Genomic DNA, 18,289 nt, shown 5'->3' on the forward strand with positions numbered 1-18,289 from the left:
CTTAGTATTTTTCTTAATAAGAAATCATTTTTGATTTTGAAGCTTGGAAGTTTTCAAGTACTTCTTCCCAAGTAAAATACAAACGGGTAAAGTCCTCTTCCGTAATCGTTACACCTGATTGCACTTCAATAAATTCCATATCTGTAAGAGCCTTTATTCCATGTTTCCTACCCGCAGGTAAATGAATGGTATCCCCTGCTTTTACTCGTGTAAGATGATCATCTAAAGCTAGCTCACCTTCACCTTTTACAATGGTCCACACTTCGTCTCTTAAATTATGATAATGATAACTTGAGTTTTTACCAGCATGAATACAAATTCGCTTTGTAACCATTTCTGGACCATCTTCATACTTGGCGTAATCTAGGACCCGTGACCAACCCCAGATACGTTCTTCGTACATTGGGGGCTGTGTGATTCCACCGATGTATTCCTTTATTCTGGGGCTAGAGGCCTTGTCCGCTACAAGTATCCCATCCGGACTAGCAGCTACAACAAGATCCTTAGCTCCTATGACAGTCACGGGGATATCCAGTTCGTTTACTAAATGTGTGTTCACATTGTCTTCCGAAAGTATTCCTTTTCCAATTTGATTCGTTGCCATTTCTTCGGTCAATGTATTCCAAGTACCAAGGTCTTTCCAGTACCCCTTGTAAGGTAGAGCAACAATATGATTCGCATTTTCTACCACTTCGTAATCAAAGCTGATTTTCGGGAGTTGATTATAACTTAGACTTAGCTCTTCATAGTTTGTTGAAAGACCTTTTTCTTTTAAAATATCTAAAATATAACTTAACCTGAACGCAAATACACCACAATTCCAAAGTGCATCCATTTCAATTAATGACTGTGCTTTCTCTTCACTAGGCTTTTCTGTAAATCTACCTACCTTAAAATACTCTTTGTTACTTTTTTCTTGAGGGACAATATAACCGTACTTTGAAGATGGATAAGTAGGGGTAACACCCATTAGAGCAAGGTCAGCATCGGACTCTTCTAGAACTGATTCTAACTCTCTAACTCTATCAAAAAAAATATCATCTACATACGGATCGACAGGAAGTACTGAAACTACTTCATCTAAAGATGTATTTTCAACTGAGTAAAGGTATGATGCAGCAAGAGCAATTGCAGGAAATGTATCGCGACGTTCTGGCTCAATAATTAAAGGGACATTTGTTCCTAACTGACTATGAATCATATCTCGCTGCATCTTGGAAGTTGCAATAACAGCTGAATCACTTAACCCTACCGTTTCAAGTTGTCCCCAGACTCTTTGAACCATGGATTGATTATTTGATTCTTGACCCTCTAATACTTTTAAGAATTGTTTTGAACGAGTATCATTTGAAAGTGGCCATAATCGCTTCCCTGATCCTCCTGATAACAATACTAATTTCATATTTTTTCTCCTTTCACACAAAAAAACAGACCTGAAAATCGGTCTGTTTTTCACAAGATATCTCACTATGAGTTTAGAACTTCATATAATGTTTCTCGATATTTATTAATAGAGATATCTCTCTTTAAGTATTTATCTAAATAATTTCTACCGTTATTACCTAAATTATTTAATTCTTCCTTATCCATTTGGTAAAAGTGTTCTACTTTATTAATTATTCCTTCATAATCTTGAGGCTCTACAACATGACCAGAATTACTTTCGGAGATAAGAATTTCAGCCTCACTATCTTTTTCCAGTACTCCAAGAATCGGTTTACCTGCTGCCATAACACCATATATTTTACTTGGTACAGAAACACCTTTAATACCTTTTTGATTTACTACTAAATGAACATCTGCTGCATTCAAAGAATATTTAATAAATTCCTTTGGTTGATACGGTAAGAAATGAACATTTTTAATAGTATTTTCTTCAATGTATGACTGCATTTCTGACTTCACTGCGCCTTCACCTATAAAAACAAAGGCAAGATCTTCGTATTCTTTAAAGTGTTGAGATATTTTTATTATGTTTTCAAGATCATAATAAAGTCCAATATTTCCAGAATACATGACAATAAACTTATTCCCTAAACCATTTTCTAGTAGGAATTTATTTATAATAGGGTCTTTTTTGAAAATTGGTTTAATCTCATCTTCATCTGTCCAATTATTAATAACTACATGATTGGGAACACTCTTATCTTCAAAGCGTTTTTCAAGTGTCTGCTTCATGTCATTTCCTACAACAATTACACAATCAGAATAACTGCAGTTCAATTTATCTATCTTTTTAGCCCAGTTAAAAATAATTTGCTTATTTGTATAACTTACTGCCATTGCTTGCTCAGGGTTAAAGTCTTGAATGTTATAGATATGTTTGGAACGCTTAAAAAATTTTCCGATTGTTCCTATCAAACCTCCTAAGACAGGTGGTTGCGATATTGTATAAATTGCATCGATATTCTTCTCTTTCACAAGAGTAATATTTGCTAAGAAAAAATAAGAAAATATATATTTTACTCGACTAAGCTTAGAAGTCTTGTCAACCTCTGGTAAACTAAGACGTATTATTTTTATATTCTCCAAATAATCTTCTTCAATTACTTTTGTTTTCTTAGTATATTCCCCTGCATATCCTGGTTGTGCTGCTATGACTGTAATGTCAAAGTCTTTTTGTAAATTTCGGCATAATTCTGTCATTAATTGACCTGTTGAAGCGTAATCAGGGTAAAAATAATTTATTACGAAAACAATCTTTTTTCTATTGTTAATCATTAAAAATTTCCTCATTTAAATTATTTGATTTTTCCAAGAACAAATTTATGTTTGAAAATGAATCTTTATACTTGGATAGATCCTTAATATCTTTTTCCCACCAATTACTTTGAATAATTCTTTCCACGACTTCGTTAGAAAATCTATATTTTAAAACTTTTGCAGGTGTTCCTCCAACTATAGAATATGCAGAAACGTCTTTAGTTACAATTGCTCCTGCAGCTATAATTGCTCCATTTCCTATTTTTACCCCGTCTAAAATAATTGCATTCGCCCCTATCCAAACATCGTGACCAATTATTATTTCCTCAAACTCTTCAAAGTCTTCTTTGTCAACTAACTTTATTCTAAATGGATTATTAAGACTATAAAAAAGAGGTGAAGTGGAGAATCTATTTGTAGGATGTTTCCCTAACCCTATTTTAACAGAGGGGCCAATGGAACAATAATTGCCTATTTTACAATTTATTATATGTGTGTTATTTGCAATGTAACTATATTTTCCAATAGTAATATTTTTCAATTTACAAAACCGCTTAATTGCAATATTCTTTTCAAGCATTGAATTGCGGCTAACAAATGAAAACAATGAAATCCTTTGTTTATTCTTAATACTAAAAGTCCTAAAAGGAATGTTCATTTGTTTACACCTCTATTTCCCTACTATTTTTCCAGTAATTAAATATATTGTAGTTTTAATTTTTTCAATTAGTTTCTTCCCCATAAAATGTCTTCTGAATTCTTTAATCAACCCTTTATTATAAGTTTTATTAACTTCAAATTTATAGTTCGAATTTGATAACACAGTATTTTTAGCTTTCTGATTAAATCTATCAAGTTTATTTTTATGAACTCCACTACCGTCAAAACCTTTATTTTCAATTAAAGATTCATATCTCCACACACATCTTCCCGAGTTCTCAAAAATATAAAAATACCAACGAATTAACCATGAATTCACATGTCCATCAAGTTGCATTTGTAAAAACTCAGAAAAAGCTTCCCCTGAATAGTTGAATTTTTCTATCATTCTCTTATCAGCCAATAGATTTTTATAGCGCTGTGTATTATTAAAATCACAGTTATTCCAATATTTTGCCCATGTTCCCCATCCCCATGAGCAGGGGTAAGGTGTAAAGTAAGTATCAGCTTTGGTATGTTTATTAATTGGTAAGCCAAACCCTGAAACATGCATGACTTCGTCATCATTTTCATAAAAATTCAGTGCATTTTTCATATAATTAATAAAACCCTCTTTAGGTACACAATCATCTTCTAGAACAATAACACTATCATATCCTAAATTAACTACCTCTGTTATACCATCAATTACAGATTGAGCCAGACCTTTATTTTTGTTATGTGCAGTTAATTCTACATGACACCAATTTATACTATTAACTAACTCTTTTACTTCTTCTACTTTTTCAAAATCAATACTATTTCTTGGTCCATCACAGAAGACATATAATTTCTCTACTGAATTTTTCTTTAATCCAGCAAGAACTTTAGAAGTGTGTAATGGTCTATTGAACACAAAAAGTATTACTGCTGTTTTCAATACCTATTCCTCCATATTTACTCATATTCTCTTCTTACTTTTAACCTATCATAGTATAAAGTTATTAAAATCCCTGCAAAGAGAAACACACTCTTCGAGGTATCTAATGCAAAGCTAGTTTGTCTGTAAATAAAGACAAAAAAGAATAATGCTACTAACCAATAAGCTGTTTGGTTATTGGTGATTTTAAAGCTTTTAATTATTATTAATAGAAAAAATAAAAATAAAATTAGAAAACCCAATAAACCTGTTGTAGCTAGAAGCTCTAAAAATATATTATGAGAATATACTGATTTTAATCCAGCTCCAAATAAAAAGTTCCCTTCAAATAACTGTAAGCTTTCTTTATATACATCAAATCGTCCTACGTATTGGCTTGAACCAGTTACAGACGGATCATTAAGTATATTCTTAAAAGAAAACCTAGAAATTGTTGGAAACTTACTTATTACGTACATGCTCGTAGTAACAAAATTGTAAAAAAACAGTGATAAAATAGCTGAAACTAAAATGAATAATTTTCCCTTACTAGAAGCCAACATCATTAATATAACAAATATACATAATATAACAGAAAAAAACGCTCCTCTACTTCCAACAATAAAAAGCATAGTAGCTAATCCAATAAAAGCATTTAATCTTCCGATAAGGTGTTTATTTACTCCATTAGGACTAAGAAAATTAATTATTACAAAAAGACCTAATAACTCACCAATTGCTACTGGGTGTGTTGAACCTACAGTCACACGGTATTGAGAAATACTATTAAAATAATTAAAAACTATAAAACAAATTAAAATATAGCCGTATATATTTGTTATTTTTCTAAAAAACAAAAAATCATTTGTATCTTTAATGTTAATAATACGTCCAATATAATAAGCAATTAAGGAACCTAAAATAATATGCATTGTTGAAATGATATTAGTAATAAAAATGGAGTGCAGTAAAATATAAATTATAAAAATAAAAAGTATTCCATCTTCAACATGAAATTTTTTTATTCTACTTGTTATAAGGATTCCAAGAATAACAAATAAAGTAGTGAAAATCAGAATAGGCAATGTTAAATCTAAATTTGGAGATATTATTGCTTCAATTGCATAACTAAATATTAAAGATATTGCTAAGACTATTATTATTTGATTTTCATATTTTCTAAGTAGCATTGTAACTCCCAAGTAATTTAATATTATAAATTTTCATAGACATCTTTGTAACTCCTTACAAAGGATTCTATAGTAACCCTTTGGTGAAAATCACTATTGACTTCAGAATTATTTTCAAGAAAGTATATCAAAGCTTTAGCTAGTGATACTATATCTTCTTGAATAAATGTTATACCTAAATTATATTTGTCTATTAAATATCCAATGTTACCAGAACTTGGGCCTAAAACTTTAATATGGTTTACTATTGCTTCTGTCATAGGTCCACTATTTCCTGTGAAAATACTACGATAAGGTAAAATTATTAAATCGCTTACTACTACATTAGACATGAAATCTTTATCGTTAACATATCCCAAATCAGTTCTGTACTCAATATTGTACTTAATAGCTCTCTCCCTAATATATTCTTTTGAAAAATCCTCTTCTTTTCCTACAATATTTAAAAGAATCCTGTTTTTCATTTTAGTTGGTATCAACTTAAAGCTTTCTAGTAAAAGATCTAATCCTTTGTCATAGCGAGTACCACCTAATGCAGATATTATTATTTTATCTTTAGGTATCATCATCTCTTCTTTTAATTTTACTTTATTAGGTAAAGATCTATAGTCATAAAAACTTGGATAGTCAATTACCTCTACATTAAGTATGTTTTCTTTACTTAATATTTGTTTTATATATTCGGAATGGACTACAATTTTGTCTAGCTTTTCAGAGAAATGTTTAAATAATTTCATTTTAATTTTATTTTGAGGATAATGATGTAATGTTCCTACTATCTTAAAATCTTTTATTTTCTTTAAACTTGAAGGGTTGGTATAAAGGTTGTCCAAGTATAAAAAATGTATTATATCTTCATTTGAATTACTCTTTTTTTGGGATCTTTCATAAACTAAATTTATAAAGTCCCTTCGACAAAAATAATAATCAAAACTAAATTTATTATTAGAAAAACTCAGTTCTTTAGAAACATTTTCAGTGTAATAGATACTTTTTAATGTGTCTAAATAAATCTTATGGTGTCCAGTAAATATATTATCAGCTAGAAATACTTTTTCCATTTCACAACCAACCTAACGTTTATTTTAGAAAATATAAGAAGAATTGATTCTCTCTAACTACTTTTTATCCCTTAAAATTTCAGAGTATAAATTCGCATATTGATTTGAAACATTTTTTTTTCCAAATCTATTTTTCATATCTAAATACATCTGTTTACCATTAAATATACCTTTATTTTTTAACAATCGTTCTAGTGCTAATAAAATTTCTGCACTTTCGGGTTTTATTAGATACCCATTCTGACCATTGATTATAATATCATCTGGTCCGCTCCCAATAATTGAGATAGCAGGCGTCCCACATGCAATAGATTCTGCAATTGTTTTTCCAAACGCTTCTTGTAAAGATGGTGCAACAAAAACATCCGCTGCAGAATATAACTTTCTTAAAGTATTAGCGTCTTTAACAAACCCAAATTGCTTTGTAACAATACCTAAATTATTATATTCTTCAGATCTATTACCAAATATAATTAATTCGCACTCCTTTTTATTCGGAAGCTTTTCAAGTGCTTTTTTTAGAAGGTGCCCTCCTTTTCTAACATCCCCAGCGCTAATGGCTCCAAATAATATAAGATTTTTATTTTCACTAAACCCTAATTCCTTTCTCGCGGAGACTTTATCTTCAGGAAAAAACATATCTTCGTCAATACAATTCGGAATAAATTGAACACTATGATTACTGAATAATTTACTTTCTTGTGCACAATCGCTTATCCATTTACTTATGCCCACTAAATATAAGTTTTGCTGAAAAAATTTTTCTTTTCTATTTAAAATATATCTAGATAAATCATTTTCATTACCACTGCTTAAATGAGTACAATTACCACATCCTGTTGTGTAGCCCATACAGTTATTAGAGTAATGGCATCCACCAGTAAATGGCCACATGTCCCTAAGTGTCCAAACAATTGGCTTTTTAATTTTTGAAAAAGTTTTCATATCAATAAAACCACTATTTATCCAGTGAAAATGAACAATATCTGCCTCCTTATATTCTTTATATTTCGTTATATCCTCACCAATTACACCTGTACTAAATATATATTTATCTCTGTTCCTATAAAATTTAGTAGGTAATTTATCAATTTCATATCGTAATCTATGCTTTACTTTATCAATTTTGCTTTTTCTAGATACTAAAATTTCTTTTTCTTCATACTTCCCTTTTTGTACTAGAACTGAAGATTGTATGCCATTTTTTATTAGCCCTTTATGAAGCCAATAGGTGCCTTTTCCGGCACCTGAATCTAAATCTCCACTTGCAATATGCAAAATTTTCATTTAACCATCTCTTTAACTGTTTTTATATTTAACAAATCTTCAACTTGATTCCACATTTTTAAAGATTTTTCTTTTTGGACAATAGATGCCTCTTCTAGCTTTACATTAATACTTTTTGCAAAGCTATTATTAAGACTATCATTAATTTTTAATTCTAATTCACTTAGATCTTCATCAGTTGAGTAGATCATCTCGTTACAGTTATAGTCATTAAAGAGCATTTCATATTTATGGCTCCAACCGATTGCTATAGACGGAATTGCTTGTGATAAAGAACTTACTAATCCATGGAACCTTGAACTAATGACTAAATTACAACAGGAGATTATACCTTTTATCACTAACGCGTCATCTTCAGTATATATAGGAAATTTAGAACCTGTTTTTCTCATTACCTGTTGTGCAAGTTCTAAATCTTTACCGGTGTCATGTATTAAAAAGAAAAAAGGAGCGTTGTTTTTTTGTAAGTTTTTTACAATTAAACATAACGAATCAATATACTTATTTGGATCGTCACCCTTATCAATCATACGATAATTTGGAATGATGCAAGTTTTCCCTTTGAATTTATCTACATCATTAGGTAACTTTGGCCTGATTAAATTAGTAAAATCAGGAGCCATCTGAATTTTATCCGATTCGGAAATTTGTCTCAAATATTTATATGAAACTTCATCTCTTGCAAAAATAAGATCTACATTATCTATAATTTCCTTCATATACTTTTTATTATTTTTTAATTCAAAAGGTCCAAATGCTTGCGGTAACAAAATAATTGTTTTGCCAAGTTTTTTCATGTTTTTATAGTATTGTGCCATTTCCTTTATAGGAGCTGTTCCCCATTGATCACTATAAGCAAATCCTGAAACATCAAATACAGCATCAATAGTATTTATTGGAGTAATACCAAAAACCTGCTCGAATTTCTTAGGAATCAGATTGTTTATTAATATATTGCCTTGGTTATTAATCTTATTAATCCAAAACTTTTGATATAAACCTAATTTCGCCCTCTTATGATACATCCCGGTCAAATGCGAAACAGTAAAGTTTATCTCTTTCGTTTCAGAATACCTATCTAAAACTGATAACAACATAAGTTCGGCGCCTTTATTAATAAAGTTCACACCTTTTAATTCAATCTTCAATTTAGTTATACCTCCTGATAGTATTTAAATTTTTCTTTGATGAAAATGGTACTTTCGCGTCTTTATTAGGAAACCCCAGTGCAATTAACATAATTACTCTCTCGTCTTTTTCTAAATTTAGAAACTCAGCAATTTTAGCTTCCCTATGCTCTACATCTGGCCAATTAATTATACATGAACTTATCCCTTGAACTTCTAACCCATATAAGAACGACATTGCTGCAAGGGATGAATCGATGTAAATAACATGCCTATCTCTTTCAAATGGGTAAGCTCCTAATTCACCTGTTACTGCAACAATTACAGGTATATTATCTCTATATCCAGCTGTGCCACCTGGTAATTCAGCAATCTCCGAAACCAGTTTAGGGTCATCAAACACCCTAAACTTATATGGTTGTCTATTACAAGCACTTGGTGATAATCCAGCAGCATAAATTGCTTTATCAATCATTTCTCGAGGAACTTTTTTATCTTCAAAAAACCTTACTGATCTCCTTAAAATAGATAAATCAATAAATTCATTAATTGTAACTTTTGGTTTTTCACCTAAATTTCTTAAGTAAGGTATTGATCTATTCACTCTTTCATCAGATTCTAAGTTTGAAATTATTAAGCTATATTTCTCCCTCATTTTAATAATATTTGGATGGTTACCTGTAACTTTAAAGTATTCTTCTAATACATCATTGAACCAGTTAAAAGTAGAATCGTCTACCATGGACTTCTCTTTTGATAAAATCTCAAAAGCTTCAATCGTTTCTTCAATATAGGAGGTAGCAAAATTATCTCTTCTTGGTATCATAATTAGACCTTTTTCAATTCTGTGGATATTACGTCTAAGTTTGTACACAGCTCCTTCTTGATTAGAGTGGTATCTATATTTCCCATTAATCACTGAGTGATGTTCTCTTCTAAAACTACTATTAACAACATAATAAAAGGAGCATAGAAGAGGATACTTTGAAATTGTTTTTAATAGAAAGAATTTAAATTGCTGTTTCTGATCTCTAATTTTTTCTTTATATGAGATTGTTTTTGTCACTGTTTCACTTCCTAGATAGCTTGATAATTCTAATAAAAATTAAAAGTGATTTTGTCATTAACTTTGCCAGTGGAAAGGTTTTTCTAGATAAAAATAAAAACAAATAGGTTGACACACTATAAGATATTAAAGTGGCAATTGATGCTCCTGTAGCTCCATAGTTTGGAATAAGTATTAGATTTAACAATATATTACTTACCGCACCTAAACCATGGCTAACTAAGGAATAAATCAATAACCCTTCATTTATTAACCATTTGCTCAATAATGTCCTTAAAAACACAAATACACCAGTCCAGATTTGTATTGATAGTACATTTGCCGATTCTATGTATTCTTCACCAAATAAAAAGTCTATCACATAACCTGATAAAAAAGATGTCACAATAGCCAGTGTAAATGACATTACGAAGAGTAAATCGAGCAATTTCTGTAAGTTTTTAAAGTACTTATCTTTTGATTCAATTTTATCTTTTACCAGTTTAGGAAAATATGAAGAAACTATAGCAATAGGAATAAAATACCACGCTTCTGTTAACCTAACTGCTACAGAATAAATACCTACTGCGACTTCATCAACTAGGTGTTTCAACATTATCTGGTCAACTTTCATATATATAATAGCTGCCATACTTGAAAAGATTAATGGCCATGATTGTTTTAACATATCTATTGCAATACTTTTGTTAAAACTCCATACTCGCATTGAATTCTTTTTATAAAGAAATATTATTAATAAGGATATCGATCCCAATATTAATTCTAAGGAAAAAATCCAGGCAATAATAATTAGATTTAAATTCAGTATAATACTCAAAAGTTTTAAAGCTGAAATAATAGCAAAAACAATGCCCTTTGAGATTACCGTATATTTACTTTTAACTTCGGATTCGAACCAAATAGCAATAATTTCTAAAGGTTGAAATAAAACAGAAAAAGCCAATATTAGTAAAACGTAATTTGTAGTTGTATCATCATTATTGAACCATACCAAAATCATTAATAGGCAGAAACCAATAATACTACTTATTAATCTTAAGCTGAATGATGTCCCTAAGATTACGTTTTTCTTATTAGGTTGTTTTACTAAATCTCTTACCACTATTCCAACTAGCCCTAATGGGGTTACCGCTGAAACAATCATTATTATTGATAAGGCATAATTTAGCAGTCCAAAGTTCTTAGGCCCTAAATATTTTGCAATCCACACACTAATAATTAAATTGACTGACATCCTTAAAATTTTGTCAACAAAAAGCCAGCCTGTATTAGCTAGAGTATTGTTTAGCCTAGCTATTTTTCTCAAGTTGCTCTTCCCTCCTGTGGAAAAGATACCAAAAGTCTATAGCCTAGCTTTTTTCAGCTAGGCTATATCTTTTTTAATCGAACATTATTTTTTTCTTCTCTTCTTTTTCTACTTTCTTCAGATCTTCTTCAGCCATGATTTGAACTAACTCCTCAAAGGAAGTCTTTGTAGGATTCCATTTAAGTAAAGTTTTTGCTTTTGTTGGATCCCCCAATAGTTGATCAACCTCCGCTGGTCTGAAGAACTTTGGATCAATATCAACAACCACTTTACCAGTCGCCTTATTAATTCCTTTTTCTTCAAGTCCATTTCCTGCCCATTCAATTTCTATATTTGTATGTTTAAAAGCTAACTCTACAAACTCACGAACTGTATGCATTTCTCCTGTTGCAATAACAAAATCCTCCGGTTTGTCATGTTGAAGGATTAACCACATACATTCAACATAATCTTTAGCGTAACCCCAGTCACGCAACGAATCTAAATTACCCAACGTCAGTTTCTCTTGCTTTCCTTGTGCTATACGTGCAGCAGCTAATGTAATTTTACGGGTAACGAATGTTTCTCCACGTCTCTCAGATTCATGATTAAATAAAATACCGTTTACCGCAAACATATTGTAAGATTCACGATAATTTTTAGTAATCCAGAATCCATAAATTTTAGCCACTCCGTACGGAGACCTTGGATAGAAAGGAGTTGTTTCTTTTTGTGGTACCTCTTGAACTTTTCCGTATAGTTCAGAAGTTGATGCTTGATAAACTCGGGTTTTATCAGTTAATCCTAGAATACGTACTGCTTCTAAAATATTCAAAGTACCCTTGGCATCAACATCTAGAGTATAGCCAGGCATATCAAAGGAAACTCGAACATGTGATTGAGCTGCTAAGTTATAAATCTCATCGGGTTTGATATCCCCAACTAATCTGGTAACATTTAAAGCATCCGTTACATCCCCATAATGAAGATGGAAATTTTGATTATTTACTAACGCATCTGCTTCCTCTGCGGACATAATATCTTCTAAGCGCTCTTGGTTATAAGAAGAAGAACGTCGGATAACACCGTGTACCTCATACCCTTTTTCTAATAAAAATTCCGCCAAATAAGATCCGTCTTGTCCTGTTACTCCAGTAATTAATGCTTTTTTCATGTTAGTCCTCCATCTATTTCGACAATTATTTTGTAGTTGTTAGTTCGTTTTCTAGAAACCATTGGTATGCTTTTTGTAATCCATCTTCTAGGGATGTAGATGCTTTCCACCCTATGGAATTTATTTTTGTAACATCCACTAACTTACGTGGTGTTCCATCTGGCTTTGTGGTATCGAATTGAATGTCTCCTTCATATCCCACTACAGCTTTAATTTTTCCGCCTAATTCTTTAATGGCGATGTCTTCACCGACACCAATGTTCACAATTTGATTACCTTCATAGTTTTCCATAAGGAATAGGCATGCATCTGCTAAATCGTCTGAGTACAGAAACTCACGTTTAGGGGTACCTGTTCCCCACATTTCAACAAAAGGAGCATTTGTCTCTTTCGCTTCATGGAATTTACGAAGTAGTGCTGGTAATACGTGAGAAGTTTGTAAATCAAAATTATCATTTTCCCCGTATAAGTTGGTTGGCATGGCAGAGATGTACTTCGTACCATATTGACGATTGTATGATTCACACATTTTAATTCCTGCTATTTTCGCAATAGCATATGGTTCGTTTGTGGGTTCTAATTCTCCAGTAAGAAGATATTCTTCTTTTAGAGGTTGAGGAGCCATTTTAGGATAGATACAAGTACTTCCTAGAAATAATAGTTTTTCTACATTATTTCGATAAGAAGCATCAATGACATTCGTTTGTATTAACAGGTTGTCTCTAATGAAATCTGCAGGGTATTCATTGTTTGCAACAATTCCACCAACTTTCGCAGCCGCCAGGAATACGTATTCAGGTTTTTCCTCTTGAAAAAACTGATCCACTTTACCTTTGTCTCTTAAATCCAGCTCTTTACTCGTTCTATATAGTAGATTCGTATAACCTTCCGATTGTAATTTTCTTAGAATAGCAGAACCAACTAATCCTCTGTGTCCTGCAACATAAATCTTCGAATCTTTTCTCATTGTTAACCTCCACCCTTAGTATGCATTTTTCGAACCAAATAATAATAACACTGTTTTGAAGATTATCTTTATATCAAACCATGTATTTCTTTTTTTAATATAATTCAAATCCAATTCAACCATTTCATTGAAGCCAATATTACTCCGACCACTTACTTGCCATAGTCCAGTACAGCCTGGTGTAACTAGTAGACGCTGTTTGTCATAACTTGTATACTCCGCCACTTCTCTAATTAGTGGTGGACGAGGACCTACCAGGCTCATTTCACCTTTTAGCACATTAAACAATTGAGGAAGTTCATCAATGCTCGTCTTGCGAATGAACCTTCCTATTTTTGTGACTCGAGGATCATTTTTCATCTTGAACATGGCTCCTGTCGTCTCGTTGAGCTTTAGAAGTTCAAATAACCGTTCTTCTGCATCGGCCACCATTGAACGAAACTTATACATATTAAACTCTCTGCCATTTTTCCCAACTCGTTTTTGGCTAAAAAATATTGGACCTTTGGGATCTTCTATTTTGATAAGAATAGCTACAATTAAAAATAGTCCACTAAGTAAACACACACCGATTGAAGCCCCAATGATATCTATGATTCTTTTCTGAGTTAGATAGAATCTTGAATCCTTCATTTTCACTTTTGTGCCAGATTGAGTATATAAAAAATCTTGTTCAGCTAGGTTTGCCATCTATTTTACCTGCCTTTACTTCATTTCTACTTTTTTGTTTTCCTCTACTAAGGAACTCATATACTCTAGGATTGAATCGCGGATTTCTTCATGTTCTAGTGCAAAATCAATGGTTGTTTTTACGAAACCAAGTTTTTCACCAACGTCGTAACGTTTGCCTTCGAAATCATATGCATACACTTTTTGAGTTTCATTTAATTTTTGGATGGCATCTGTTAATTGAATCTCTCCGCCAGCTCCAGTTTCTTGATTTTCTAGTAAGCCGAAGATTTCTGGTGTAAGTAAGTAACGTCCCATGATTGCTAGGTTTGACGGAGCTGTTCCTAATGCTGGTTTTTCTACGAAGTTATTAACCTGATATCTTCTATCTTCTTTTGTAGCTGGATCAATAATTCCATAGCGGTTTGTTTGGTTGTGTTCAACCGTTTGTACACCTATGACGGAAGATCCAGTTTCTTCATATTGATTGATGAGTTGTTTGACGCAAGGAGTTTCACTTACGACAATGTCATCCCCAAGTAGAACTGCGAAAGGCTCGTCTCCAATAAAGTTACGTGCACACCAAACTGCATGTCCTAATCCTTTAGGTTCTTTTTGGCGAATATAATGAATGTTTACTAGGTTGCTTGAGTGTTGAACTTTTTCTAGTAATTCCAGTTTTCCTTTTTCTGCTAGGTTTCTTTCTAGTTCAGGAGCTAGGTCGAAGTGATCTTCAATTGCACGCTTTCCTTTACCCGTTACAATGATGATGTCTTCAATACCCGATGCGATGGCTTCCTCTACTATGTATTGGATCGTTGGTTTGTCTACGATTGGAAGCATTTCTTTCGGCATTGCTTTTGTAGCCGGCAGGAAGCGAGTTCCTAATCCTGCCGCTGGAATGATGGCTTTTCTTACTTTTTTCATATTCTAGTCCCCCTCTAATTTTTATACGCCAGCTTTTTCTCTAGTATTTACAGCTGGTCTCCCCATTGAGTAATACTCGATCCCTTTATTATGCATCACTTCGATGTCATAGCAATTACGCCCATCGAAGATAATTGGCTGTTTCATGGTTAATTTGAATGTGTTTAAATTAAGATCTTTGAATTCGGACCATTCTGTTAGGATGAGTGTTGCGTCGGCATCTTTTAAGGCTTCTTCGGTTGATGACGCAAAGGATACGTTTGGATGAATGAATTTCTTGGCTTGTTCCATCGCTACCGGATCGTAAGCTATGACGTTAGCTCCTTGCTCGATTAAATGGCTTGTCACTGGGATGGAGGCTGCTTCTCGCATATCATCCGTGTTAGGTTTGAATGCTAAGCCTAGGACAGCAATCTTTTTCCCTTCTAAGCTACCAAAACGATCTTGCAGTTTCGTTAATAGGATGCTTTGCTGCTTTTTATTAACTTCGATGACACCTTTTAATAATTCGAACTCGTATTCTACGTTTCCGGCGATTTGTACAAGTGCTTTAGTATCTTTTGGGAAACATGAACCTCCATACCCAATTCCAGCGTTTAGGAATTGTGAGCCGATACGGTTATCTAATCCCATCCCAACTGCTACATCTTCAACGTTTGCTTCTACTCTTTCACATATGTTCGAGATCTCATTGATAAAACTGATCTTTGTTGCTAAGAATGCATTGGCAGCGTATTTGATCATTTCAGCACTGCGAATATCAGTCTTGAATACTGGGATACCATATGGTTTGTTAATTTCTTCAATGACATCCGCTGCAATAGGATTGTCTGCTCCTACAACGATTCGGTCACCGTGGAAAGAATCATAGATGGCTGCACCTTCCCGTAGAAATTCTGGATTCGAGACGATTTCTACTTTCACCGGATGAACTAGGTGCTTTTGAATCGTTTCTTTGATCCAATGGTTCGTTCCAACCGGCACGGTGCTTTTCGTGACGACAACTACATCATGTGTGATTCCGGTTGCGATGTCGATCGCTACCTGCTCAACAAAAGCAAGATTAGCCGATCCATCCTCTTTTTCAGGAGTTCCCACTGCTATGTATATAACATCAGCTGATTGAAACGCTTCAGAATGTTTGGTCGTGAAGGCTAAACGTTTGTTTTCAATATTCTTCTTCATCAATTCGTCCAGGCCTGGTTCATAGATCGGGGAAATCCCTTTTCTCATTGAATTGACCTTTGCTTCATCTATATCTATGCATGTCACGTGGTGACCAATCTCTGATAAACAAGTACCAGTTACTAACCCAACATATCCTGTACCAACTACTGCTATATTCATAACCTTCTCCTTTTTCTCTTGAATTCTTATTTACGACATAATAAATACCTAATGAAAAAACACAATTTCCAAATGTTTTTTCATTAGGTATCCAATTGGAACCTTAACTAACTGATAAATAAAGCGTTTTCATTGTTTTTCTTTACTTCTTTCTAATAAAATAGTAAATGTGGGCATCTAACCCTTCCTCACATCCCACCATTGACGACAAGCGTCTAAGGCAAAGTTTCCTCTTCACCCACGGCGTGACCGAGTGCCTCCAATGATAACGGTAAGGAGACATTCCCAAAATTCTACTGTTGTCTGTGTGCAACTTATTTCTCCAATTTACCAACGACAATAGTACCTTAGGATTCTATTTCATGATTGATTCCATTAGAAAATCCCCAAGAATTTTTTCTTTTTAATCTCTTCAGGAATCTCTTTATAGATTGTTTTCCCATCTACTAATATCTCTGCATTTTCGGTAAAGTAATAGACCATGTCTATTCCATACTTCTTCTCTATATAATCCATTGCTTCTTCCATTTTAAAGGTGCGATTATGTATATTGTGTGCGTCTGATGCGATGAAGTGGGTCAGGTTGGCTTGGATCATTTGTTGTGAGAACTTCTGGATGTTCTTGCCGAAGTATCCTGTAAGGCTGGAGGCTGTCAGTTGCGTAGCGGCTCCCCCTTGTACAAGCTTATATAGCTTTTCAGGTCGCTCGATCAGTTCTGCATTTCGTTCGGGATGAACAATGACCGGCGTCAGACCCGTTACCTGAATATCATAGAGAAGCTTTTCAGCATACCTTGGAACTGAGCTAGACGGAAATTCTATGAAAAGATATTGGGATACTTGGTTTAATGGCAAGATGTCACCTTTTTGGTAATCTTCTAAAATTTCACCATAAATGCGGGACTCTTGACCGGGTAGAACTTCAAGGTTGATTTGCTCTTCTTTAAAACGATCATTCACTTCTTTCACAAGTGGAAGGATGTCAGACTTCACGTTGTCGTATTTCCCATTACGGTGATGAGGAGTCGCAATGATTGTATGGATCCCTTCTGAGACAGCCTGTTTCGCCATATCGATACTGTCGTAGATCGTATTGGCTCCGTCATCAACCCCGGGCAGGATATGGCTATGAATGTCAATCATTACTAACTCCCCCTTTTTCTAGTTCTTTCGACTTATTATTACAACGACTACCATTTTACACCACTAGGTATATTTGTAAAGAGGTGAATTTTGTCGAATTCTATTTAATTTCCGTAATAGTAATAATAGTCTGTTTCTGAAGCTTTCTTATTATTAAGCACGCATCCTAACAGCTTTCCTTTTGTCGATTGAAGAAGCTCCTTCGCTTTCTTTGCCGGATCCATTTCTGTTTTCCCGCTTGAAACGACTAGGATGCTTCCATGGCACTGGTTAGCCATAATTTGTGCATCTGTAACTACCAGTACTGGTGGCGTATCAAATATGATCAAGTCGTATTCTTTATATGCTTCTTCAAAGAAGTTCTCCATTGCTCTTGAACTTAGAAGCTCTGCCGGATTAGGAGGCACCGGACCGCTTGAAAGAATATGAAGCTTATCCACGCCGCTGTCTTTAACAGCTTCCTTTAGGGTCACTTGTCTCGATAGAATATTCGTTAATCCCGTCGTGTTCGGGAAGTTAAACGTATAGTGAACGGTTGGCTTTCTCATATCAGCATCGACCAGGAGGACGGTCTTCCCCTGCTGGGCAAAGACTACGGCTAAGTTCGCAGCCGTTGTGGACTTCCCTTCTCCGGGACCTGCAGATGATACCATAATCGATCGGTATTCCTGATCGACGGATGAGAATTGAATATTCGTACGTATCGTACGAAATTGCTCCGATACAGGTGACTTCGGATTGACTTTCGCTATTAGCTTACGTGTATTTGCGTTCATTGATTTCTT

Annotated in this window: 17 protein-coding genes; all 17 read right to left on the reverse strand. The window is 33.5% G+C overall.

Annotated elements, in window-relative coordinates; all coding sequences use genetic code 11:
- Nucleotides 1-13 precede the first annotated feature (13 nt).
- Nucleotides 14-1,402, reverse strand: coding sequence for a sugar phosphate nucleotidyltransferase (locus tag ACQKFO_RS15110; RefSeq protein WP_427599747.1), 1,389 nt, complete (start codon nt 1,400-1,402; stop codon nt 14-16).
- A 65-nt stretch (nt 1,403-1,467) separates the two neighbouring features.
- Nucleotides 1,468-2,721, reverse strand: coding sequence for a glycosyltransferase family 4 protein (locus ACQKFO_RS15115; protein ID WP_427599748.1), 1,254 nt, complete (start codon nt 2,719-2,721; stop codon nt 1,468-1,470).
- The gene (locus ACQKFO_RS15120; protein WP_427599749.1) at nt 2,714-3,361 is read right to left on the reverse strand and encodes a CatB-related O-acetyltransferase; all 648 of its coding nucleotides are present in this window, start codon (nt 3,359-3,361) and stop codon (nt 2,714-2,716) included. Before ACQKFO_RS15120 ends, ACQKFO_RS15115 begins: the two co-directional genes overlap by 8 nt.
- A 12-nt stretch (nt 3,362-3,373) precedes the next feature.
- A complete protein-coding gene (locus ACQKFO_RS15125; RefSeq protein ID WP_427599751.1) occupies nt 3,374-4,282 on the reverse strand; it encodes a glycosyltransferase family 2 protein in 909 nt (302 codons plus the stop codon).
- 17 nt (nt 4,283-4,299) lie between these two features.
- Complete coding sequence (locus tag ACQKFO_RS15130; protein ID WP_427599753.1) at nt 4,300-5,451, reverse strand: O-antigen ligase family protein; 1,152 nt, start codon at nt 5,449-5,451, stop codon at nt 4,300-4,302.
- A gap of 23 nt (nt 5,452-5,474) precedes the next feature.
- The gene (locus ACQKFO_RS15135) at nt 5,475-6,512 is read right to left on the reverse strand and encodes a glycosyltransferase (RefSeq protein ID WP_427599755.1); all 1,038 of its coding nucleotides are present in this window, start codon (nt 6,510-6,512) and stop codon (nt 5,475-5,477) included.
- Between the two features lie 57 nt (nt 6,513-6,569).
- Nucleotides 6,570-7,799, reverse strand: coding sequence for a glycosyltransferase (locus ACQKFO_RS15140; RefSeq protein WP_427599757.1), 1,230 nt, complete (start codon nt 7,797-7,799; stop codon nt 6,570-6,572).
- Nucleotides 7,796-8,947 carry a polysaccharide pyruvyl transferase family protein gene (locus ACQKFO_RS15145; RefSeq protein ID WP_427599758.1) on the reverse strand — a complete coding sequence of 384 codons (1,152 nt, stop codon included), beginning with the start codon at nt 8,945-8,947 and terminating at the stop codon, nt 7,796-7,798. The genes ACQKFO_RS15140 and ACQKFO_RS15145 overlap by 4 nt, the downstream gene beginning before the upstream one ends.
- A 1-nt stretch (nt 8,948) precedes the next feature.
- A complete protein-coding gene (locus tag ACQKFO_RS15150) occupies nt 8,949-9,992 on the reverse strand; it encodes a nitroreductase family protein (protein ID WP_427599760.1) in 1,044 nt (347 codons plus the stop codon).
- Between the two features lie 4 nt (nt 9,993-9,996).
- Complete coding sequence (locus ACQKFO_RS15155; protein ID WP_427599762.1) at nt 9,997-11,298, reverse strand: flippase; 1,302 nt, start codon at nt 11,296-11,298, stop codon at nt 9,997-9,999.
- 73 nt (nt 11,299-11,371) lie between these two features.
- Nucleotides 11,372-12,451, reverse strand: a complete 1,080-nt coding sequence (gene gmd / locus ACQKFO_RS15160) for a GDP-mannose 4,6-dehydratase (RefSeq protein WP_427599764.1) — start codon at nt 12,449-12,451, stop codon at nt 11,372-11,374.
- Between the two features lie 25 nt (nt 12,452-12,476).
- A complete protein-coding gene (gene fcl / locus ACQKFO_RS15165) occupies nt 12,477-13,418 on the reverse strand; it encodes a GDP-L-fucose synthase (protein WP_427599766.1) in 942 nt (313 codons plus the stop codon).
- Nucleotides 13,419-13,433: 15 nt separating this feature from the next.
- A complete protein-coding gene (locus ACQKFO_RS15170) occupies nt 13,434-14,051 on the reverse strand; it encodes a sugar transferase (protein WP_427599999.1) in 618 nt (205 codons plus the stop codon).
- 72 nt (nt 14,052-14,123) lie between these two features.
- A complete protein-coding gene (gene galU, locus ACQKFO_RS15175) occupies nt 14,124-15,014 on the reverse strand; it encodes a UTP--glucose-1-phosphate uridylyltransferase GalU (protein ID WP_427599768.1) in 891 nt (296 codons plus the stop codon).
- Between the two features lie 21 nt (nt 15,015-15,035).
- On the reverse strand, nt 15,036-16,361 hold the full coding sequence (locus ACQKFO_RS15180) for a UDP-glucose dehydrogenase family protein (protein WP_427599769.1): 1,326 nt from the start codon (nt 16,359-16,361) through the stop codon (nt 15,036-15,038).
- A 375-nt stretch (nt 16,362-16,736) separates the two neighbouring features.
- Nucleotides 16,737-17,504 carry a tyrosine-protein phosphatase gene (locus ACQKFO_RS15185; RefSeq protein WP_427599770.1) on the reverse strand — a complete coding sequence of 256 codons (768 nt, stop codon included), beginning with the start codon at nt 17,502-17,504 and terminating at the stop codon, nt 16,737-16,739.
- Between the two features lie 104 nt (nt 17,505-17,608).
- Entirely contained in the window at nt 17,609-18,280 is a 672-nt protein-coding gene (locus tag ACQKFO_RS15190; RefSeq protein ID WP_427600000.1) for a CpsD/CapB family tyrosine-protein kinase, read from the reverse strand.
- Nucleotides 18,281-18,289 lie beyond the last annotated feature (9 nt).

The sequence above is a fragment of the Rossellomorea sp. NPDC071047 genome, from assembly GCF_050270195.1.
In the GTDB taxonomy this organism is placed as follows: domain Bacteria; phylum Bacillota; class Bacilli; order Bacillales; family Bacillaceae_B; genus Rossellomorea.